General features: G+C 45.6%; 18 protein-coding genes. 17 read left to right on the top strand and 1 reads right to left on the bottom strand.

Translation table 11 applies throughout. The features are described from left to right. Positions 1–289: 289 nt before the first annotated feature. Positions 290–664 (bottom strand): MMPL family transporter, encoded by a 375-nt coding sequence (locus AC1DOV_RS06915; RefSeq protein ID WP_477509760.1) that lies wholly within the window; start codon positions 662–664, stop codon positions 290–292. Here AC1DOV_RS06915 and AC1DOV_RS06910 point away from each other — a divergent pair. The 17 genes from AC1DOV_RS06910 to AC1DOV_RS06830 all read left to right on the top strand — a co-directional run bounded on the left by AC1DOV_RS06910 (position 635) and on the right by AC1DOV_RS06830 (position 22,561). Next, positions 635–1,705 carry a helix-turn-helix transcriptional regulator gene (locus AC1DOV_RS06910; protein WP_477549534.1) on the top strand — a complete coding sequence of 357 codons (1,071 nt, stop codon included), beginning with the start codon at positions 635–637 and terminating at the stop codon, positions 1,703–1,705. The two genes, AC1DOV_RS06915 and AC1DOV_RS06910, sit on opposite strands and share 30 nt — an antisense overlap. 280 nt (positions 1,706–1,985) lie before the next feature. Further along, complete coding sequence (locus tag AC1DOV_RS06905) at positions 1,986–2,123, top strand: hypothetical protein (RefSeq protein ID WP_477509758.1); 138 nt, start codon at positions 1,986–1,988, stop codon at positions 2,121–2,123. After that, a complete protein-coding gene (locus AC1DOV_RS06900) occupies positions 2,120–3,301 on the top strand; it encodes a GH85 family endohexosaminidase C-terminal domain-containing protein (protein WP_477549533.1) in 1,182 nt (393 codons plus the stop codon). The genes AC1DOV_RS06905 and AC1DOV_RS06900 overlap by 4 nt, the downstream gene beginning before the upstream one ends. Before the next feature lie 54 nt (positions 3,302–3,355). Further along, positions 3,356–5,089 (top strand): sensor histidine kinase, encoded by a 1,734-nt coding sequence (locus tag AC1DOV_RS06895; RefSeq protein WP_477549532.1) that lies wholly within the window; start codon positions 3,356–3,358, stop codon positions 5,087–5,089. Position 5,090: 1 nt separating this feature from the next. Then, entirely contained in the window at positions 5,091–6,746 is a 1,656-nt protein-coding gene (locus AC1DOV_RS06890; protein WP_477549531.1) for a response regulator, read from the top strand. Between the two features lie 99 nt (positions 6,747–6,845). After that, positions 6,846–8,525 carry an extracellular solute-binding protein gene (locus AC1DOV_RS06885; RefSeq protein WP_477549530.1) on the top strand — a complete coding sequence of 560 codons (1,680 nt, stop codon included), beginning with the start codon at positions 6,846–6,848 and terminating at the stop codon, positions 8,523–8,525. A 128-nt stretch (positions 8,526–8,653) separates the two neighbouring features. Then, complete coding sequence (locus AC1DOV_RS06880) at positions 8,654–9,511, top strand: ABC transporter permease (RefSeq protein WP_430059307.1); 858 nt, start codon at positions 8,654–8,656, stop codon at positions 9,509–9,511. Positions 9,512–9,528: 17 nt separating this feature from the next. Beyond that, positions 9,529–10,413 carry a carbohydrate ABC transporter permease gene (locus AC1DOV_RS06875; protein ID WP_477549529.1) on the top strand — a complete coding sequence of 295 codons (885 nt, stop codon included), beginning with the start codon at positions 9,529–9,531 and terminating at the stop codon, positions 10,411–10,413. A gap of 22 nt (positions 10,414–10,435) precedes the next feature. After that, a complete protein-coding gene (locus AC1DOV_RS06870) occupies positions 10,436–12,886 on the top strand; it encodes a glycoside hydrolase family 38 N-terminal domain-containing protein (RefSeq protein ID WP_477549528.1) in 2,451 nt (816 codons plus the stop codon). After that, a complete protein-coding gene (locus AC1DOV_RS06865) occupies positions 12,886–15,195 on the top strand; it encodes a glycoside hydrolase family 3 N-terminal domain-containing protein (protein ID WP_477549605.1) in 2,310 nt (769 codons plus the stop codon). The genes AC1DOV_RS06870 and AC1DOV_RS06865 overlap by 1 nt, the downstream gene beginning before the upstream one ends. A 26-nt stretch (positions 15,196–15,221) precedes the next feature. Then, on the top strand, positions 15,222–16,541 hold the full coding sequence (locus AC1DOV_RS06860; RefSeq protein WP_477549527.1) for a glycoside hydrolase family 125 protein: 1,320 nt from the start codon (positions 15,222–15,224) through the stop codon (positions 16,539–16,541). A 77-nt stretch (positions 16,542–16,618) separates the two neighbouring features. Continuing rightward, the gene (locus tag AC1DOV_RS06855) at positions 16,619–18,400 is read left to right on the top strand and encodes a class I mannose-6-phosphate isomerase (protein WP_441874924.1); all 1,782 of its coding nucleotides are present in this window, start codon (positions 16,619–16,621) and stop codon (positions 18,398–18,400) included. Then, positions 18,390–19,325: an ROK family protein gene (locus tag AC1DOV_RS06850; RefSeq protein ID WP_477549526.1), complete on the top strand. Its 936-nt coding sequence runs from the start codon at positions 18,390–18,392 to the stop codon at positions 19,323–19,325. Before AC1DOV_RS06855 ends, AC1DOV_RS06850 begins: the two co-directional genes overlap by 11 nt. Before the next feature lie 385 nt (positions 19,326–19,710). After that, positions 19,711–20,217, top strand: a complete 507-nt coding sequence (locus AC1DOV_RS06845) for a DNA topology modulation protein (RefSeq protein WP_477509750.1) — start codon at positions 19,711–19,713, stop codon at positions 20,215–20,217. 447 nt (positions 20,218–20,664) lie between these two features. After that, positions 20,665–20,865: a hypothetical protein gene (locus tag AC1DOV_RS06840; RefSeq protein WP_477509749.1), complete on the top strand. Its 201-nt coding sequence runs from the start codon at positions 20,665–20,667 to the stop codon at positions 20,863–20,865. A 129-nt stretch (positions 20,866–20,994) separates the two neighbouring features. Then, positions 20,995–21,366 (top strand): hypothetical protein, encoded by a 372-nt coding sequence (locus AC1DOV_RS06835; protein WP_477509748.1) that lies wholly within the window; start codon positions 20,995–20,997, stop codon positions 21,364–21,366. Positions 21,367–21,964: 598 nt separating this feature from the next. Next, complete coding sequence (locus tag AC1DOV_RS06830; RefSeq protein ID WP_477549525.1) at positions 21,965–22,561, top strand: hypothetical protein; 597 nt, start codon at positions 21,965–21,967, stop codon at positions 22,559–22,561. Positions 22,562–22,636: the final 75 nt, after the last annotated feature.

Genomic DNA, 22,636 nt, shown 5'->3' with positions numbered 1-22,636 from the left:
ATATGCTGAATTTGGACCGACTGATTATAGAAGACAATTTCGAAATCATAAGTGAAAATAAGGGTCAGTCTCGAAAGTAGATATAACTACTAACTTGTGGTCGGTGGATGATTGTATAGGAAAGTGTAATTGGAGAAATGATGGGAACGATAGATCAGAATAGTAAAATGGCTGTACAGGCATAGTCTCCTGTACAGCCATTTATTCATGGTGTTCAACATTATCATTCAGAGCGGGCAATCTCGCTAGAGAGCTTACTGCTTTTGAGACAGCCCCTTATTTAATTAAATTAGTATGCCTTACGAGAGCTAGACTTGATATTGGAGGTACTCTCCTGATCTTTAAGCTGTGCAATCAGTTTATCACCTTCGACATCCAGGTTCGGCAGCAGGCGGTCTAACCATTTAGGCAGCCACCAAGCTTTATCGCCGAAGATTGCCATGACCGCCGGGACGAGTGCCATACGGACGATAAAGGCGTCAATAAGGATACCGATCGCCAGTGCAAAACCAATCTGCTTGATCATGATATCATGAGCGAAAATAAAGCCAGCGAAGACGGACACCATAATTACGGCTGCTGCTACAACTACGCGGCTGGCCTGATTGTATCCGTGAACGACGCTCTCCGTTCCATGATGCCCATGGACATAAGACTCTCGCATGGTGCTGACAAGAAAGACCTGATAATCCAAGTATCATTTGAATTCGAAGAGAAGACGAAGATTGCTTGGTTGATTCAACCGAAACAGGAAGGATTCTTCTCCAGCAGAGTGACGGTGACGAGAGAGCAGGCTTTGGCGTTTGTTAAAGGCGCAGCAGAGATGATCCAGAACGCGTGCAAGAAGCTGCTCAATATAAAACTATCATTCGCCGTGGGTACGACATACCGGGAATGGAAAGAGCTATCCGATCAGTTTGAGCATTTGCGCTTGTTGATGTATCGCGGGCTGGGACTTGGACAAGAATTACTGCTGCTTGAACAGGAATCACACGAACTTGCCGCGGATTTAGACGTAAGAGAGCTGCGCAAACAAATGAAGAAAATGACGTTGATGCAAACGCTTCTGGAAAACGGTCAACAGGTACATTTTTCTGTCGAATATTCCGCACTGATGAAGCTCGCGGCATCCGCTGAAGGGAAATCAGACAGTACTAGAAGTGAAATATATTTTACGCTCATTTCTATTTTCTTATCGTACGTGAATCGCTGGAAGGTTCATGAGGAAATCGGCGATGACATTAACCTCGGAAAGATGACCCTGTTGGATTACACGAACAATTGGTTTGAAGTGACCGAATACTTCGGGAAATTGGCTGAAGTGATTTTTGAGCACAAATCATCGGGTCATGGGTATCAGGAGATGGATGTTGTAAGTCAAGTTCAGCGTTATATCCGGCACAATGTGGCAGGCGATCTTAGCTTGAATCGAATTGCCGAGGTGGCAGGCCATAATCCGTCTTATTTATCTAGGTTATATAAACGCATAACGGGTGAAGGACTATCCGATTTTATTACGGCGGTGAAAATAACGAAGACGAAGGAGTTGCTGGGGGAAAATAGGTTGAAAATCAACGAAATATCCAAAGCAGTCGGTTTCTTGTCCAAGCAATCATTTTACCGTTTTTTTCGTAAAGCAACGAATGCAACCCCGCAGGAATACCGGGATCAGATTGGAAGGTCAACAGATGATAGTCGAATGTAAACAACGGCGAATAGTAGGGGGACGACAAGCTCTATTATAATCAAGGAGCAAGATCGAGAAGAGACAATTGCGAAGGGGGAAAATAAATAGCTAAGTGAATATCAACTAGTTGTCCGAAATGTGCAAAAATAAGACTTTATCTTTCAAAGACTTGAAACGATTACTTTTTGTAAAATGAAACAATAAAACTTGTGAATGCAGGATCTGACTGTCCGTCATACCAGCCCCATTTGTCTTAAGGAATCTCTAAGGGCTAAATAACAATTAGGAGGAAAGATCGGTGAAAATAAGAAGAAAAGCACTTATAACAACAGTAATGATGTCGCTTTTAGCGTTCCCCTATAATGTATTAGCAGGAGACTCCATGCCGCCTACAGGCGATGCAGCATATGGCAAGAATCAACCAAAACATCAGTGAATGATGGTTCTGATATCCAGTTAGGACTTATTTTCAAAGATGCGCCGGATCAAGTTGAATATGTCACCGTACCGAATAGCGGGAAGAGGACAAAAGGCTTTGTCACAGCCAAATTGAATCTAAGTTCGTATGCGAATCGTGAAATCGCTGCCCTGGGTCTAGCATTTGATCCGAAGGGGAAATCCATCAACGGCTATCAAGTCAACATCGGGGAGCTTAAACTCACAGATGGGAAAAACTACACGCCTAGCACGCCTACGGGTTTTGCAGTCAAAGATCGATATCTTACCAATGAAATCGATGTCGTGTGGAATCGTACTGATTATAGTAAGGTGAAGCAATACAATCTCTATGCAAAGCTGAATAATGGAAAAGAGGAATTTTTAGGCGGAGTTTATGGCGACAACTTCTATGTGAAAAACTTAGATAAACATGTCGTGGCTCTTAAATTGACTGCTGTTGGAGCCGATCAAAGCGAGAGCAAACCAGCCATTATTGAACTTGAAAGTAAAGATTATCTTTCGAAAGTGTCAGTCAATGAAACAGCCGAAGGATTCGATATCAGCTGGGGCAAGGAGAACCGCGGCAGCAAAGTTCGTTTCGACTTGAGCTTTACGGATGGCAGAAAAGATACTTATACCAAGACCTTGGATATAAAACTGGCTTCAACGAAATTCGAAGTACCAGTGAAAGATGATGATCGTTACCTGTTAAGAAGATCCACATTGGATAAGAGAGAGAATGTTATAGATACCGTCAGTTATGCAAGCAAAATGAAAGATATTTATTCCGAATCATTTGATGGAAGCTACTATATTAATGGCAATAAGCTTGGGATCGATGTACCTTCCTCGAAAGACTGGTGGCATATGTACATTACCGTTAATGGAGTAGAGGTTAAACCTACAAAAAAGTATGATGGTGCAACAACCGATTATTTCATTCGGGGATATCATGATTTGAATGGATTATCTATTCCGGTAGAGGGATCTGTAATCGGTATTACGCTGGAAGACTATAAAGGGAACATGTCCGAAGTCAAGAATATTACGGTAAACAAGTTACCGAATAGATTGGTAAAGCTCACCCATATATTTAATGAAAACCTGACCCTTTGCGGTCGGGTTTTTCCAATGTTGGAACGCTTCTGCGGGTTCAAACAATTGATTTTTTTCTGAGAATAGTAAGTACATCATGGAAATCGACACATACGTTCGGCAGGAGGAAATGAAATGTGGTTTCAAAAGTGGAGATTTACGATTTTTCCTAAGCTGCTCCTGGGCTTCTTGATCGCGATTTTACCTGTGTACATGTTGGGCATTTATTTGAACAAGCAGGTGGCCAGCAGTTTGCGGGATCAAATTCTGCAATCCATGCAAACCAATGTGAAATTTTATTTGTCATCACTGACGAATGAAATCGTTAATATCGAAAATTTCAAACGTTCCTTACTGGTGGACGAGGATCTTATGGCTTTAAGCACGGTAGCTCCGGCCTTGACGGAAAACGAGCTGCGTGAAGCGATTTTGCGATTAGAGAGAAAGGTGGCTCTTCTGCAGGACTCCAGCTCTTATATTGCGAGTGCAACTCTTTACATCCCGATGATTGACAAGCAAATAAAGTCCGGAAGCTACATCGAGGGCGTCTCGATCAAAGAACTGGAAACGATTCGATTCAAGATGCAGCAGCAATTATCTCCACTAGTATGGCATGGCGACAAGCTGCTTATGGGCTCTTATTACCCGGAAAGCGTGATCAAAAACAGGGCTCCCGTCTTCTTGATCGAGATCGAGATCAATCAGCGGATGATCATGGACGATTTAAGCAGTATGTCCGATCAAGGAGGAGCTTACCTCTATTTCAAGCAGGAGGGTCGTGTTATTACTAATCACGCGGTGCCCAATACCTCCGATGAAATCGAAAAATTATTATCTCGGCAGTCAGGCGGTGAAGTTGAAAGCGTCATATTTGAGAACCAAGGGAAGAAATATTTGGTTTCGCTCCGACAATCGTCAGGATATGATTTTTCGCTAGGAATATACACGCCGGAAGACGTCATTATGCGCGACTTTGACAAATATAATGCGTTGTTCTGGATCTTGTTCGCTTTGTCCATCATTGTGATGGCGCTGTTCTCATATTGGATTTTCAAAGCGATTCGGAATCCCGTCCGCAACCTGTTAAAGGCTTTCCGAAAAGTGGAGGAAGGCCAGCTAGCGGTTCGGGTCTCACAGAGGAGTAATGACGAATTTTCGGACCTGTCAGAACAGTTCAATAAGATGGTATCTAAGCTGCAATCCTTGATACAAGAAGTATACGAGCAGCAAATTAGGAGTCAGCAGTCTGAACTAAGACAGCTGCAGTCGCAGATCAACCCGCATTTCCTATACAACAGCTTTTTTATTTTGCATCAGCTGATCGAGTTCGAGGATTTGGATAATGCAAGGAAGTTCGTACACTATCTTGGCAACTACTTTCAGTTTATTACGAGAGATGCAAAGTCAGAGTTGTCACTAGGGCAAGAAATGAAGCATGCTGAAGCGTATTTAAATATCCAGATCATGCGGTTCGGCAGCAGGATCAATGTTTCGGTGGAACCGATTCCCTCGTGGCGGGAGGAATTGCTGGTACCGCGTCTCATCGTGCAGCCTATCATTGAAAATGCCTACCAGCATGGACTGGAGTCCAGAATATCAGATGGTCATTTGCGAATTACGAATGAATTGCGGGACAACTTCCTTTGTATCTATTTCGAAGATAATGGCACCACGCTTACGGAAGACGAGCTTATGCGGCTCAAGTTCAAGCTTCAGGATGCATCGGAACTTGAAACGACGGGAGTCGTCAATGTGCATAGGCGGCTGCAGATCAAATTTGGCCTATCGGCTGGTCTATACGTATTCCGAAGCGAGCTAGGCGGCTTGGGCGTTGCGATGAAAATACCTGTTAAGACAAAGGAGGAGTAAGATGTACCGCTTATTAATCGTAGATGATGAGCCTTTGATTCTGCAGGGGCTTACGAAGTTATGCAGCCGGTTGACGGAACCCGAATTGGAAATCTATTCGGCGGGTACGTCGCAGGAGGCGTTGATGTGGCTCGGAAGAGTGAAAATGGACATTGTGTTGTCGGATATTCGGATGCCAGGCATGAATGGTCTGGAGCTTCAGGGCGAGATTGTGAAACAGTGGCCTAGGTGCAAAGTGATCTTCTTGACCGGTCACAGCGACTTTGCTTATATTCAGCAAGCGATTCGGCAAGGCAGCGCGGACTATATTCTAAAGACGGAAGGCAATGCCAAAATTGTGGAATGCATTCTCGCTGTTGCCAAGCAGCTTGATCAAGAGCAATTAGTGGATATGCAGCTCATCGAGGCGAGCCAGCAAAGGAAGGTCGCGCTGCCTTATATTCAGAAGCAGTATTTGAACGAGCTGATACAAGGGGACGACAGGTCGCTGCATTCGCTTCGAGACAAATTCGAAGATCTGCAGATTCCTCTGGATGCTGGCGTTCCTTGCTTGCTCATGATTGTGCGCATCGATGATTGGGGACAACGGGAAAGCTTGTTGGACAAAACACTGTTCCAATTTGCGCTGGACAATATGACGAACGAATTATTATCTCCACTCACGAAAGTAATCTCTATGAGTTATGACAAAAACAAAATGGTTTGGTTTATCCAGCCTTCCGAAGCTCCAGCTGATCAAGGCGCTTTCAAAAGAACATTCCTGTTCGTTCGCGAAATGTTGGGGCAAATTCAACTGACATCGCTTAATTTGCTTAAGCTGCCTCTGTCTCTGGCGCTTGCGAACAGCTTCTCGGAATGGTATGACGTTCCGCACAAGTTCGAGCGGCTTAATCTGCTCTTCCATAGCGGTCTTGGATTCGGAAGCGAGCTAATTTTGCTGGAGCCTGAATTTATGCCGCAAACTCAGAATATTAGCGCCGAGATGCGTCTTACCTCGGTTCATTTTAATAAAATTTCCTATTTGAAGTCCTGCATGGAGAACGGACAGGAGGAAGCAACAATTGAAACGCTGGAGGAGCTGCTTGCTTTCGCGTCGCTTTCAGGAGCTTTCCCAAGCGCTGTACAGATGGAGCTATACTATTTGCTTGTGGCAGTATTCCTGCCTCATGGCTTGCTGCATTCGAGTAATGACGCTCACACTGATCAGGATTTGGGACGGTTTACGCAGTTCGAAAGATACCGTTCCTGGCATCAAATTTGCGAAGAATTCACATCTTACGCCAAGAATATATTTGAATGGCAGCATGCCGGCATGGTCGTTCAGGAGCATGAGCTCATACAGAAAATCCAGTATTACGTGGCGAGCCATCTGTCTGGAGATTTGTCGCTGTCGAGAATTGGTGAGGTGGTGGGGCATAACCCTTCCTATCTCTCCAGGTTGTACAAAAAACTGACGGGTAAAGGTTTGTCCAGTTATATCAACGAAATTAGGCTGGAGAAAGCGAAGCGTATGCTGGAACAAGATGGTTACAAGGTGCACGAGATTGCATCCGAGCTCGGTTTCTTGTCTTCCCAGTATTTCCACCGTTTTTTCAAAAAAGCGACGCACCTGACGCCGCAGGAATACCGCGAACTGAAGAGGGATTCAAACGTGTAAATAAAAGATACAAATGTCACGAATGGAAACTAGTTAGCGTACTCGCTTTACTTTTATAATGAAGCCGTAGCAAAGAAAACTAACTAGAAAAGGGTGTTCATGATGAAGAGAAAAGGTCAATTAAGTATCATTCTCGCAAACATCTTGGTATGTTCCGTTGTGCTGGCAGGCTGCGGCAGCAAAGACGAAGGCATCGAACAAAGCGGGAGTGCTAATTCTGGAAATCAAGGGACAGGAGAAGTCGTTATTGAGCCGCTTGGCAAATATGATCCTCCCATTGATGTAACGGCGGCGAAATTTATCACGCAAGACGTGGTGTATCCGGAAGGTCAATCGGAGTCGAAAAACGCCTGGGAAGATCTCTATAAAGAAATGGGTATTAATCTAAAATACGATTGGATTGTAAAAGGTACGGACGCACAATATTTTCAGAAGCTGAACCTCTCCATCGCTTCCGGCGAAATACCCGATCTCATGATGGTTAACTCCTCTCAATTAAAGCAATTGGTCGAATCGGATATGTTGGAGGATCTGACATCGGTTTATGAGAAATATGCAACTCCAGCTGTAAAAAGCGTTTTCGAGCAGGACAAGCAGGCTTTGCAATCCGTTACTTTCGACGGCAAATTATATGCAATTCCAAAGACGGAGCCGATGATCGGCGCGCAAACACCGTTGCTATGGCTGCGTACGGACTGGTTGACGAAGCTGGGTCTTTCCGAGCCGAAAACATGGGAAGAAGTATTGCAAATTTCGAATGCCTTCACAACCAAAGATCCTGACGGCAACGGCAAAGCGGATACATTCGGCATCGCGCTAAGCAAAGATATCATTAACGGATATCCTTCCCTGAATGGATTCCTGAATGCTTACGGCGCATATCCTCGGATCTGGAAAAAAGATGCATCAGGCAACTTGGTGTACGGAAGCATCCAGCCAGAAGTCAAATCAGCGCTGATCAAGCTGGCGGAACTGTACAAAAACGGCGAACTGGATAAGGAATTTGGCGTAAAGGACGGCTCGAAAGTTGCGGAGTCGCTGGTCGGCGACCGTATTGGGATGCTGTTTGGTCCAAGCTGGGCTTCACAATGGCCGCTTCAAGATAACAAAAAGAAAAACGGTGCTGCAGAGTGGAGAGCGTTTCCGATCCCGTCCGTCGATGGCGGTAATGCCACCGTGCAAATGCCGTTTGGCGCATCATTCTACTATGTAGTCAAGAAGGATATGAAACATCCGGAAATTGCGGTCAAGATGGCAAATCTCTTCATGGAGAAGCTGTATGGAGAAACTGCAGATTATTTGAAATATGGAGTAGACGGCAGCGGTATAACGGTTGCCAAATATTCAATGGTGGATTTATTTGCGCCGGATAAAGATATCAACCGTTCGGTGAACGTAGCGGAAGCGATCAAGATCGGGGATCCATCCAAGCTGAACCCGGAAGAGAAATCAACTTACGATAAAATCAAGGCATTTGAAGGCGGAGACTTGAATTTCTACGGTGAAATGTACCAGAACGGTCCAGAAGGAGCAATGATGGTGCTGAAGAAGCTGTCGGATGAAGGTAAAGTGATCGCTGAAGGATACGGCGGAGCTCCTACCGATACGATGGGTGAGAAAAAAGCTACATTGGAGAAGATGGAGACTGAAATCTTCACGAAAATCGTTTACGGTGCTGCTTCGATCGACCAATTCGACAAGTTCGTCGAGGATTGGAAAGCGCTCGGCGGCGATCAAATTACACAAGAAGTCAATGAATGGAACGCTTCACAACAATAATCCAAGTGTGAGGGGTAAGATGCTTATGGCTTGCCCCTTTTCTTCTATACAGACAAATTGAGATTCGAAATAAGGAAGTGGACATCTTGCACACAAAAAAGGGACTCAGGCAGCTTCCGTTGCACTTGATGTTAATACCGGGCATCGTGATCGTATTGATCTATTGCTACTTTCCGATGGTCGGGGTATTGATGGCGTTCCAAAAGTATATTCCGTCAAAAGGTTTGTTCGATTCCAAATGGGTAGAATTTAGAAATTTCGAATATTTGTTTCAAATGCCCGATTTCGGGCAGGTTCTCTGGAATACGGTTTATATCGCTGTTCTCAAGATGGTGTTTGGGCTTCTTGTGCCGATTACGATCGCTATTTTGCTAAACGAAGTTGGCAAAATGTATGTGAAGAGATGGGTTCAAACGCTAATTTACCTTCCTCACTTTTTATCATGGGTTATTCTGGGCGGCGTATTTATCGATATTTTGTCACCGTCCAACGGACTGCTGAATCAGTTTTTAGGTATCTTCTCAATTAAACCTATTTTTTTTCTAGGAGATAATACTTGGTTTCCGATAACCTTGATCGTTTCGGATATTTGGAAGGAATTCGGATTCAGTACGATTGTTTATTTAGCGGCACTGACAACGATTAATCCCAGTTTGTACGAAGCAGCCATGATCGACGGCGCGGGCAGATGGAAGCAAACATGGAATATTACCCTTCCAGGTATGATGCCGGTTATCATTTTGATGGCGACATTAAGTTTAGGAAATGTATTAAATGCAGGGTTTGACCAAGTATTTAATTTATATAGTCCGCTAGTTTACGAGAGTGGAGATATTCTGGATACGCTAATTTATCGAATTGGTTTAATGGATATGCAGTACGGTGTGGCTACCGCACTTGGCTTGTTCAAATCAATTATCTCTTTTGCCCTTGTATCTATCTCGTATTGGCTGGCATACAAAATTGCTGATTACCGCATTTTTTAGGAAAGGAGAGAACCGATTTGGTAGAAGGAAAATCATTTGGACGAAGCTTATTTCACTCACTCAATTATGTCTTACTTATTGGGATCGCATTATCTTGTCTGATACCACTTATTCATATTTTGGCGGTATCCCTAAGCTCAAATGTAGCGGCAAGCGCTGGGATCGTAAAGTTATGGCCTCAGGAAATGACGTTCAAAGCCTATGAATTCGTGTTATCCAAGAGTGAGTTTCTTACTTCGTTATGGATTACGGTGGAGAGGGTTGTTCTGGGCACAGTCATTAGCATGGTTTTAACTATTCTTATTGCCTATCCGCTGTCCAAAACCGGCAAGGATCTGAAATTCAGGACGGGTTACGCGTGGTTCTTCGTCTTTACGATTTTGTTCAGCGGGGGATTGATTCCTTGGTATATGACGATTCGCGCGACCGGGCTGCTCGATTCCATATGGGCATTAGTTATTCCTGGAGCTGTTCCTGTATTCAATGTCATTTTATTATTGAATTTTTTTAGAGGGCTGCCCAAAGAACTGGAAGAAGCAGCATTTGTTGACGGTGCGACACACTGGACTACGCTATGGCGCATATTTGTGCCGCTGTCGATGCCTTCCATTGCCACGATTATGCTGTTCACGATTGTTATGCATTGGAATTCCTGGTTTGACGGACTTGTGGTCATGAATTCGCAGCATAACTATCCGCTGTCGAGTTACCTGCAAACCGTCATCGTTCAATCGAGCTTGACCAACATGTCCGCGGAGCAGCTGGCGAATTTAGCCTCCGTGTCGGACCGAACAGTAAAAGCCGCGCAAATTTTCGTAGGTGCGCTGCCGATTCTTGCTTTTTATCCATTCCTGCAGAAGTATTTCGTGAAGGGTATGGTTTTGGGCGGGGTAAAAGAATAATTAATTAAAGGAGCGATTGCTAATGGAGACTGGAACTAAACCTTGGACAATATACGCGATTCATCACTCGCATACCGATGTGGGATACACGGAGCGACAAGAGAAGATAAAACAATATCACGTCGATTTTATACGGCAGGCGCTTCATATTTTCCGCGAAATTCAGGCTGGACGTATCCCTGAATGGAATGGATTTAAATGGGTCTGCGAAACGTTTTGGCCAATTGAGGCGTTCCTCGAAAAGGCTGCAGAGCAGGAAAAGCTGGAGTTTGCTGAAGCGGTAAGACGCGGAGATATCGGACTTTCAGGCACTTATCTTAATATGAGTGAGCTTGTCGGCAAAGATCTGCTTGAAGCTATGATCGGCCGTGTTCGCACTTACGGAGAATCGATTGGAATGCCGGTGAAGTCTGCCATGACAGCAGATATTACGGGCTTTAGCTGGGGGTATGGCGAGGTGCTGCTCAATGCGGGTATTCAAAACTTGATCACCTGCATCCATACTCATCATTCGATGTATCCACTATGGAAGAAGCAGCAGCCTTTCTGGTGGGAGATGCCAAATGGCGAAAGGCTCCTGACATGGAACGGAGAACATTACGTCTTCGGCAACGATTTGGGATTAATTCCAGGTATCGGAGGCTCTTATACCATTAAGGATGAATTCGATACGTCCAAGGGCATCACGTTCGAGATTGCGGAAGCGCGTATTCCGAGGTATTTGGAACGGTTGCGTGCGGACGGGTATCCGTTCCCATTCGCACCTGTCATGATGTCTGGGCTGCCGACGGACAACAGCTCTCCGAATGCCCAGCTTATGGATTTCGTGAACCAGTGGAACAGCAAACATAGCGAAAAAATCAAAATCGTACCGTGTACGTTGGATGAATTTTTTGACGCGGTACGTGGTCATGCAGAACAGCATCCCGACGATATTCCTGTATTCCGGGGAGATTGGCCAGATTGGTGGACAGATGGCGTTGGTTCAACGCCGAAGCATGTGCAAGTATTCCGAGAGGCGCAGCGCGTCCATCGGAAAGTGAAGCAGCTTGATCCAAACGGAGAGATTGTGACGGCTGAGGCGATGAGAGCTATGGAATACGAGCTGACGTTGTTCGCCGAGCATACTTGGGGCTACCATTCCTCTGTGACAGAGCCTTGGAATCCCTTCGTGCAGGAGCTGGGTGTCCGCAAGGAGGCGTTTGCCGCCAATGCGAGCACGCTCGCACATCACGCATTGTATGATATTTTGGAACATAAAGGGGATGCGCTGCTCGCACCAGACCGGCCGATGCGGTTCAAGCTGCACAATCCTAATCCTTTTGCACAAGAAGACGTTGCCCATCTAATTATGGAAGGTTGGCACTACGACCTGATCAAGGACGGATTCGAAGCACGTGTCGAAGGAAGTGGAGAAGTATATCCTGCTCAGCTAAGAGTTGCGCCGAGGGGTGTCATCGTTAGCATACCAGTGACACTTCAACCCGGAGAAGAGAAAATATTGATGATTCATCCTGTCCAGAATGGTCAAGTAAAGACAGCATACACGACGGATTACGTAGGGTCTGACAGGATGATGGATATCGACGTATCGCATGTAGTGAAAACTTTCCACTTCACCTCGACTTATTTGGAAACGCCATTTGTCCGGATGGAATGGAAGAAGGGCGATGGGATTACATCTTGGATCGACAAGCGTACCGGGGCGGAAATGCTGCGCTCTGACCGCAATCACCATGCCTTCTCGCCGGTATATGACATAACACGTGCTTCCAGCGTTAAGGATATGTACGAAGTTAGACGCAAGATGGGCCGCAACCGTAAAGGAGCCGATGCGATTATCTCGACAGGGGTACTGACGAGTGCGGAAGTGATTGCGCAGGGTGATGTGTACGGTACAGTTCAGTTGACATTCGAGGTGGCTGGATGCTCGCATTATTCATTGCTCGTTACGGCATATACAGACAGACCTCGCGTGGATGTGGCCGTGCGTATGCATAAGGACAGCGTATGGGATCCGGAGAATCTGTATATTTCCTTGCCTTTCGGGGGACCCATTATGGACGGCGAGCAGGAGTTGTGGATGGATAAAATGGATTCACTAGCTCGCCCGCGCAAGGATCAATTGCCGGGAAGTCTAGCCGATTATTATTGTATCGGGGAAGGCGTCGCTTACGTGGGAAGTCAAGGTGGAGTGTCAATAGCGATGCCGGATACACCGCTTATTCAACTAGGTAAGCTTGAACACGGCTTCCGATTACTGAACGGGGACGAGAAGCTGAAGCAGGATCCAGGCCATCTCTATTCATGGGCAATGAACAATTATTGGGAAACTAACTTTACGGCAACGCTGGGCGGCTTCTATGAATTCCGATATTTTGTCGCATGGGGCGAAGCGCTCAATAAGCCGGAATCAGCAATGACCATTTGCCGCAGCATGAATGCTGGTATCTTGGCATGGAGATCGAAATGATGAAAGTGAAAACGTATTTAGATGCTTCAATATCGACGGAAAAGCGGGTTCATGATCTGCTGGGCCGCATGACGCTAGAGGAAAAAATCGGCCAGCTTATCCAACCCTTTGGCTGGCAGGCTTACGAGCGAACGGAAGACGGAATAGAGCTGACGGAAACATTCCGTGCCTATATCGAGAGGGGGAGCGTCGGCTCACTCTACGGCGTTTTGCGAGCTGATCCTTGGACAGGTGTAACGCTGGAGTCGGGATTATCGCCCCGCGAAGGGGCGGAAGTTATTAATCTGATTCAAAAATACGCGATTGAGCATACGAGGCTTGGTATTCCAATCTTGTTCGGGGAGGAATGCTCCCATGGGCATATGGCCATCGGTGCAACGGTATTCCCAGTGCCGCTTGCGATGGGCAGCAGCTGGAATACGCCGCTGTATCTAGAAGTATGCCGCGCGATTGCAGCAGAGACGAGGGTACAAGGGGGAACGGTCACATATTCCCCTGTCCTCGACGTCGTCCGCGATTCTAGATGGGGACGGACGGAAGAAACATTCGGCGAGGATCCGTATCTTATCGGAGAGATGGCGGTAGCGGCAGTCGAAGGCTTGCAAGGGGAGTCCATCGCTTCCGATGATACCGTTATCGCAACACTCAAGCATTTCGCCGGCTACGGCAGCTCCGAAGGAGGACGCAATGCGGCGCCCGCTCGAATCGGCGCGAGGGAGCTTCTCGAAAAGGATTTGTTGCCATTCGAGCGAGCGGTGCAGGCCGGTGCGCTGTCGATCATGACGGCATACAACGAAATTGATGGCGTGCCATGCACGTCAAATCATGAGCTGCTTACCCGAACTTTGAGAGAAAAGTGGGGATTCGACGGATTCGTCATTACCGATTGCGGAGCGATCAATATGCTTTGCGGCGGCCACCAAGTAGTAGAAAGTGAAGAGGATGCAGCATGCGCGGCGCTGCTTGCGGGCGTCGATATGGAAATGTCCGGTGACAGCTTCGGCAAGCATTTGCTGCATGCCGTACACAATCAAAAGGTCTCTATAGACGATATTGATCTTGCAGTGCGCCGCATCCTTCACCAGAAATTTGAGCTAGGCTTGTTCGAGAGACCATACGTGAGCCCAGACAGGGCCTCGGAGGTTATCGGCCAAGAAAGCCACATCAAGTTGGCGGGAAGGATGGCGCAAGAAAGCATAATCCTGCTCAAGAACCACAATCAGGTGCTGCCATTGTCAACAAACTTGAGCAAAATCGCGGTGATCGGACCTAACGCGAACAACATTTATAATCAATTGGGTGATTATACATCTCCGCAGGAGCGCTCCGGAATTGTGACGGTACTGGATGGCATTCAGCGAAAATGTGTTGGCCAAAGCGAGGTCATGTATGCGCCGGGCTGCCGCATTAAAGATCCGTCGAAGGAAGGATTCGAGCACGCACTCCAAATCGCGCAGGCTGCAGATGCGATCATAGCCGTAGTTGGCGGTTCCAGCGCAAGGGACTTCGGCGAAGGAACGATAGATTTGAAGACGGGTGCTGCGATTATTACCGATCAGTCAAGCTTAAGCGATATGGATTGCGGGGAAGGATTTGACAGAGCGGAACTGAGTTTATCAGGCGTTCAATTGGAATTGCTGAAAGAGCTTCACAAGACAGGCAAACCGCTTATCGTCGTCTATATCAACGGACGGCCGATCGTGGAACCGTGGATCGATGAACACCCCGATGCGATTCTAGAGGCTTGGTATCCCGGACAGGAAGGCGGGAATGCAATCGCGGACGTTCTATTCGGCGATTACAACCCGTCCGGCAGGCTCACAATATCGATTCCAAAGCACTCGGGACAGCTTCCGATTTATTACAATACGAAGCGGACCAAAGGCAAGCGGTATGTGGAGACAGACTTAGAACCTAGATATCCATTCGGTTATGGCCTTAGCTACACGTCTTTCCAGTATGACGGCATCAAGCTAAGCAAATCTAATATAAAGCCGGATGAGAGCTGCACAGTAAGCGTTGACGTCACGAATATCGGCGGAATGGCGGGACAGGAGGTCGTACAGCTTTATGTAACGGATGTTGTCAGTTCCGTAACGAGGCCAGCTTTGGAATTGAAGGGCTTTCTGAAAATTCAATTGGAGCCTGGCGAATCGACGACCGTCCAGTTTACGATCGCAAAGGAACAATTGCAATACGTAGGAAGGGACTATCGCCGCATCGTCGAACCGGGTCAGTTCCGTATCCAAGTAGGCGGTCACGCGGAGTCGCTCCTTAAGGCCGACTTGTATGTACTACCACCCGAATAAGTATGGAGAGAGGATGAAACAACACTATGAAAAACCATCGTTTGCCGCAAATTGATATCCCCGAGCTGAAGCTGCCACCTTCTATCGTAAAGGCGATGGAGGAAGCGGAGAAGCTGCTCGCTCATCGGCCGAAGCTTAACCGATTATTTCAGAACTGCTTCCCAAATACGCTGGAGACGACAACAAAGCTGCTGGAGGACGGGACTACCTTTGTCCTAACAGGAGACATCCCCGCTATGTGGTTGCGGGATTCCGTGGAGCAAGTGATGCATTATGTCCCGTTTGCCAAGGAAGACCCCGAGCTGCAGCGTATTCTGGAGGGAGTCATTAATCGCCATATGTTCTATATTAGCATTGATCCTTATGCTAACGCGTTTAACGAAACCGCCAATGACTGGCATTGGAACTCCGGAGACGAAACGGAAAGTTCGCCTTGGGTGTGGGAACGCAAATTCGAACTCGATTCCATGTGCTTCTCTTTCCGTCTAGCCTATCATTATTGGAAGGAAACGGGCCGGACGGGCATATTCAATGAGCAATTCAAAGCTTCTTTACTGGCGATGCTGGACGTCTGGCAGATCGAGCAGCAGCATGGTGAGCTCTCGACGTACAGGTTCCAGCGCCATAATGGAATCATGATCGATACGCTGCGGAGGCAAGGGCGCGGCATGCTGGTCAACGAGACTGGCATGATCTGGTCAGGATTCCGTCCAAGCGACGATGCTTGCGATTTCCATTTCAACATTCCGTCTAATATGTTCGCCGCTGTAACCCTTCGCGACATGGGCGAAATCGTCCGTTACGTATACCGAGATGAGAAGCTTGCGGCTCGCATGGCTGTAATGGAAGAAGAAATCCGGCATGCTATTGAATTGTACGGCATCGTGGAACATCTGAAGTACGGACGCATGTACGCATTCGAGACAGACGGCTTCGGCAATCACGTCCTGATGGATGACGCAGGTACGCCAAGTCTGATATCGGCACCTTATATCGGCTTCGCGGATGCAAACGATCCTATCTATTTGAACACGCGAGCTTTCATTTTGAGCGAAGATAATCCTTACTATTACAAAGGTGAGAGCCTTAGCGGTATTGGCAGCCCTCATACACCGCCGGACTTCGTGTGGCATCTCGCTTATTCTATGCAAGGTTTGACCGCTGTGGATCCGGATGAAATCAGGGAAATGATCGATATCATGGAGGCCACGGATGCTGACACCGGCTTTATGCATGAAGGCTTCCACAAGGATGATCCTACCAACTTCACGAGGGATTGGTTTGCTTGGTCAAACAGTCAGTTTGCCCATTTGGTGTGGAAGGCTTTGCAACAAGGCATTATTTAGAGCGATAGACTGTTCATTTAAACATACAGCCCTGTTTATCAAATATATGACGGCGATTATTGAAGGAGGTATGATCCATGTTTAATAAATATCCTATAAATCCAGTCAGGCAGCCATTCTCGAAACAGCCAATTTCAAAAGGTTACGAGGCCTTAACGGAGCTATTAAAAGCGAGTTTGGACGAGAAGACGGACACCCCCCCGCTTATTATCGTGGACGGCACGCACGGCGCTGACTTTCAGTCATTCATTCGGCATGCTGCTTCCGCGATCGAGAAGCAAGGTTGGAGCTTGAACGTTCAAAGTACGGCAGGTTACTTGAAATCCGGCGAAACGCTGCGTGAGGAATTCGACCGCAACATTACGGAAAATAGAGCGTTCGGTTACGTAACAGAAGGTGAAATCGAGGCTTATTTCGTATTGGACGCAAGAGAAACGCTCGCGAACCGATTGAAAGAACAAAATGGGAGAACGGCGTTTATCGTGTTCGGGCCAGGCGCTTATTGGCTTGCGGGAGAGCGGAGCAGCACTGTCTTATTTCTGGATGTTTCTAGGGAATATCAGCAAATCCAGCATAAAAAGCAACTGCTCAATTTCGGAATGTCATGGAACCGCGATTCCGTCGAAAAGTATAAAATTAGTTATTTCGTGGAATGGCCGATACTGGAAACGTACCGTAAACGTATTTTCCAGAACATCGATCTCTACTTGGACATGAACAAGCCGGAAGAGCCTGTATTTTTGACCATCTCTGACCTTGAAGCGATGATTCGGAGCGTGGCCCAAAGTCCGCTTCGCGTCAAGCCGTTTTTCGCTCCTGGTATTTGGGGAGGACAATATTTGAAAGACATGGCTGACCTTCCTAAGGAGTGGGTGAACTGTGCATGGAGCTTCGAGCCAATCGCACCAGAGAATTCTATTCTGATTGGATATGGAGGCGACGTGATCGAAGTACCGTTCCTGATCGTCATGGCCCTTGAATATAAAGCCATCATGGGTGAACGTCCGGTGTCTTTGTTCGGCGATTATTTTCCGGTAAGGTTCGATTACCTTGATACGATGAACGGGGACAAACTATCTTGCCAAGTGCATCCGAAGCAGGACTATGTGCGTGAACATTTCAACGAGTTTATGACACAGCAGGAATCGTATTACATTATGGAACAGAAAAAGGATGCCAAGGTTTACCTCGGGCTTACGGAGGGAACGGAGAGAGAGAATTTCCAAAACGCCGTCTTGCAGGCACAGGAGACAGGCGTACCGATGGAATTCACTGAATATGTCAACGAATTCGATTCGAACAAAGGAGATTTGTTCCTCATTCCTCCGGGAACCGTTCATGCTTCAGGCATCGATAATCTTGTGCTTGAAGTATCATCTACGACTTGGTGGTTTACGTTCAAGCTATACGATTATTTGCGTAAGGACCTAGATGGCAAACCGCGTCCCATCAACGCGGATCACGGCTTCCGTAATATCGATTATGACAAAACGACATCATGGGTTAAGCAAAACCTCATCCCTGAGCCACAGCTGCTGCAGAGCCAAGGAGGCAACGAAGAGTATTTGCTCGGTCAACGAGACGATCTACTGTTTTACGTAAGGCGGATCCATCTGCAGACGGAATGGCTAGACCAGACAGACGGCGAGTTTGTCATGTACAATCTCGTGGAGGGAGATAGTGTACGCATCGTATCCATTGCGGATGAATCAATATTCGTTGATTTGAACTACGCGGAATCTTATATTCTACCTTCCGTATTCGGTGCATACAAAATCGTAAACCTGACGGAAACGCCATGCAAACTGATTAAAGCGGGAGTATCTCCGGAATGGAACGTGAGCCTGATTGAACGCTGATCTCATATTTGCTTTGGATGTGGGTGGAACCTATGTCAAGGGATGCGTTGTAGAACGCGGGGAAGTAATGGAAGGCACGATCTCTCATTATGCTGCAAATGCCAAGGGTTCGGAAGAAGTCATCATTGGCGGATTGGCAGCTATCCTATTAGACTTGCTTGAGAAATATAAGCGGTTTCCGAATTCATTCTCACCCGAAGCCATCGGCATCGGCATGTCCTTTCCTGGACCGTTTGATTATGAAAACGGCGTGAGCTGGATTCGTGAGCTGGATAAATTCGAATCGCTATACGGTGTAAACGTGAAAGAGAAGCTCATGCAAGCATTGCGTGCAAACGGCTTTGGGGAGAATACAGATTTCTTGGACATCCGGTTCCAGAATGATGGCAGATTGTTTGGTTTGGGAACCGGCAAGCTCTATCCAAATGAACGAATACTGGCTATTACGCTTGGGACCGGCATTGGTTCAGCTTTTATTGATTGCAGAACTCTTGTCACCGAAGGTGATCACGTACCGAATGATGGCTATTTATATAACTTGCCTCATCAAGGCGTGGCTGCGGATGAATGCTTCTCGCGGAGAGGTATTCTTCATTTATTCCGGGATGCCGGCTGTCTGCATGATGGCATGGATGTGAAGGATCTTGCGGAGCTTGCCCGGAAGGGCGAGAATCGCATGAGCGAGCTGTTCAGGGCATTCGGGGATGATTTGGGACAATTTCTACTGCCATTCCTAATAGATTTTAAGGCTGACCGTCTCATGATTGGAGGCCAAATAGCCAAAAGCATGGATTTGTTCGAAGAAGGCCTTATTCGCAAGCTCTCGCCACTCGGAATTAAAGTCGAAGCCCTCGACAATGCACTGCACCATACCTTTATCGGCGCTTCCTGTATGTTCGACGCAGAATCACATGGAACCCCGTAATAGGACTCCTTACTAGTGGAGCCGTATATGGAGACCGTGATTGGAGAATGGAGCGGGAGCAATCGCTTATCGCTAAACCTTATTATAAATAATAAAACAATCTCGGTGGCTTTTATGTTAGCAACGACGATAGAATGAAATAGAGAGATACAAATGTATGTTATATTAAAAAGCGAAAGGTTTAGGATAGGACTCTCCACTCTAATCCAAACCTTATAGTGCTCATCAAAAGTATGGACCATCCTTCGGGATGGTTTTTTTTGAGAATGAATGGGATTTGTCAACACAAAGCTACATTATAATAGAAAAAAGCCAGGTTAGCGTGATGACTAAAACTATCTTTTAAGGAATAATCAGTTTATAAGGATCATTGATGGGGGTCAATATGAAAAAAATTGTACTTATTGGTTCTGGAGGTTCAGGCAAATCAACTTTGGCTAGCAAGCTGGGCAGAATATTATCGATTAAAGTTCATCATTTGGATTCAATTTTTTGGAAGCCGGGTTGGATTAGCACGCCTAAAAACGAGCAAAAAGTTGTTCAAGAGGAGCTCATAAGTCATGATAGTTGGATTATTGATGGTAATTATGGAGGCACTTTAGATATTAGGTTACAAGCGGCTGATACAATCATATTTGTTGATCTATCAAGATGGATCTGCATTGTTCGCGTGTTGAAGAGAAGGTTTCAGTACCGCAACAAGAAGAGAATGGATATGGCAGAAGGTTGCGAAGAAAGGGTTAGTTTGGAATTTTTGAAATGGGTCTGGGAATACCCAGACAAACAGAAGCCGAAGATAACAGAAAAACTGCGAAGGTTATCGAATGAAAAGAAAATAATCATTTTAAAGTCTCCGAAGGACGTGCGAGAATTTGTAGCAAAACTTGAATAAAACATTGATGAGCAGGCGCTGCGGTGGCCTGCTCATTTTATTAAGCTAATAGACAGTCATGCATAATTAGAATGGTATAATTAGTCTAGTAGATTCCAATATGTGGTATTATTATTTTGAAAGTGCTTTTATATACGATTATTGAATGGTGAATCCGTATTTGGTAACAATCGAGAGTTTATGTCAAATGGATAACTTTTTACTAGTTTCAAGGATAGGGGGAAAAACTAATGGCTTTTTTATTTGCTATATTGGCTTTTTTATTTATGTTGTTTTTCTTAAGTACATTCCGTGCTCTTATTAATAAAGAAAATAGTACTCAATTAACTATTATTACATCATTACTTTTTGGGGGGCTATTTTGGGTATGTCTTCTAATTTGGTCTTAATAGAGTTTTTGAACTAACGGGATTGAAGTTGATTCTACGTTTAAAGGAGAAATGAAACGTGACCAAACTAAATATGGATTTTTTATTGAAAGCGATTGAGCAGAAAGACAAGGAATTAAAGCAAGCAGAAAAGGATGCATTTTCCTTAGAAATCACTGATCCAAAATTCGAAGAGAAGTACAATAAACTTGAAAAAATAAGGCAGGAAGTAATGGATTTAAATTTACAGGTAAGCAATTTAAGTAGTTTAAGAATATAAAGATCAACGATTGCACAGACAACAAAAAGAGGAAAATAAAGCCTTGAATATTACACGAAAAGTCGGAATTCCTGCAATATATGTAAGTAAGGTGCGTAATCGTTACAGACTTGTAGGAGGTAGGTTTCCATGATTACGGACTTAAAACGTGATATAATCGCTATTACTCTAATCGTGTTCATTATTGGCGGAATCGCCTTTAAAACCTATATGCCCGATGCATTCTCAAGCAAGCCCGCACCGACTTTATCACTTGAAGAGGCAAGCGAGCGCCTAGAGCGAATTATTTCGAATGACGGAACGTATATAACCCGCTTCGATAGCCACGCCCTTGAACCTGTGGTATATGAGGCGTTAGCACACACGGTAAATGATTACGGGGCTTCGAATGATATGTTATTTGTAGCAGAATTAGTGGAGAAATATAATGACGATGGGATCGTGGAAAATTTACGCGAAGCGTTAGTGATAGTAAACGATATAAAAGAGAGAAATTTATAAATAAGACCCAGCCACCTTATGCTGGGTCTTCGTTTTATTAGAGTATAGGCCACGGAATCTCACGTGAGTATTCGAACCTAGAGGCGCAGTAAAACTATTTATTCCCTATCTACAGATGCATATAGGAATATAGTTAAAGAGAAAGATTATAACATGATTGACCACATGGAGGGCAACAACTCCATGTGGTTTTTTTGATTAAAGATATTTCAAACTTGACTCATCATGTTTTATTAGCAGTAAACGCAGCAATTATCACTTAGGATACTTTTCTGATAAGCCACAAGAGTCGAGAAAGTGCTATGAAATTGACGGAAAATGGATAGAGATAATTTTTCTAAGGCGATATGATAAGGGAGGACTTTATTTCAAGGGAGAAATGGCGATGAGTATGATTACGTTAAGGTTTTGGGCTGATCTACCGTAAGTTTCGGAGGCAGCACTTTTGTGGTGTGCCACATGAGCTGAATGTATAGAAGTTTGATTTGTAATGGCAGCAAGTTGGCTGAAATATAGATTTTCTGCCTAATCATCTAATGAAATGAAAATCATTCCAGAAAATACTAATAATCAGCGGGAAAAGAATTGTCTAGGACATATGGGACCATGGCTGGCCAAAGCTGAGTTTACCGAACTGGCTGAACACCTCGGTGGACAACAAACGCCGGTGTCTATCAAATTGCCTCCGATGACTTTGAATCCAACGGACGAGAGGGCAATCAAACTAATTGAAACAATGTTCAGCGATCTTTTGCCACATTTTATATCCGAATATGTCAATATTAATCTGGATGAGCCGTTTGGGCTTGGCAGCGGAACACCGTTTGAGCTGGATTACCAATATGACGAAATGCTGAAATGGATTGAGCAGCGAAAACTGGAGCTTGACGGGGTACAGCTTGAAATCGAGGATGCGGATACGGTCGTTGCTGAACTGGCAAATGCGATTCGTCTCATCGAGCAAGGTTCCGCTCTGCACCGGTTAATCTTCCAAATTGATCTGCCTGACATCGATTCAGAGAAATCGTGGATCAAGAAGCAGAAGGCAGAACTCCTTGTTATTATCAAGGAATTTGATCGACTGTGGCTGCTTCGCAACCGGAAAGGCGGACTTGCTGCAAGCAACAGCAAGCTGCATAAGCTGCTCGGTCAATACGACGAGCGGTTGCAAGAGCTGGAGGCGGGACTAGCGTAATAGTTATATCGATGCTGTTCAAAAAGTTGTAACGGCTATATTACGCCCCATTTGATAGGCCACTCCTATTAGAAG

Source organism: Paenibacillus sp. 01T47 (genome assembly GCF_056398245.1).
The sequence above is the reverse complement of the archived record's forward strand: the minus strand, read 5'-3'. Positions and strand labels throughout refer to the sequence as shown.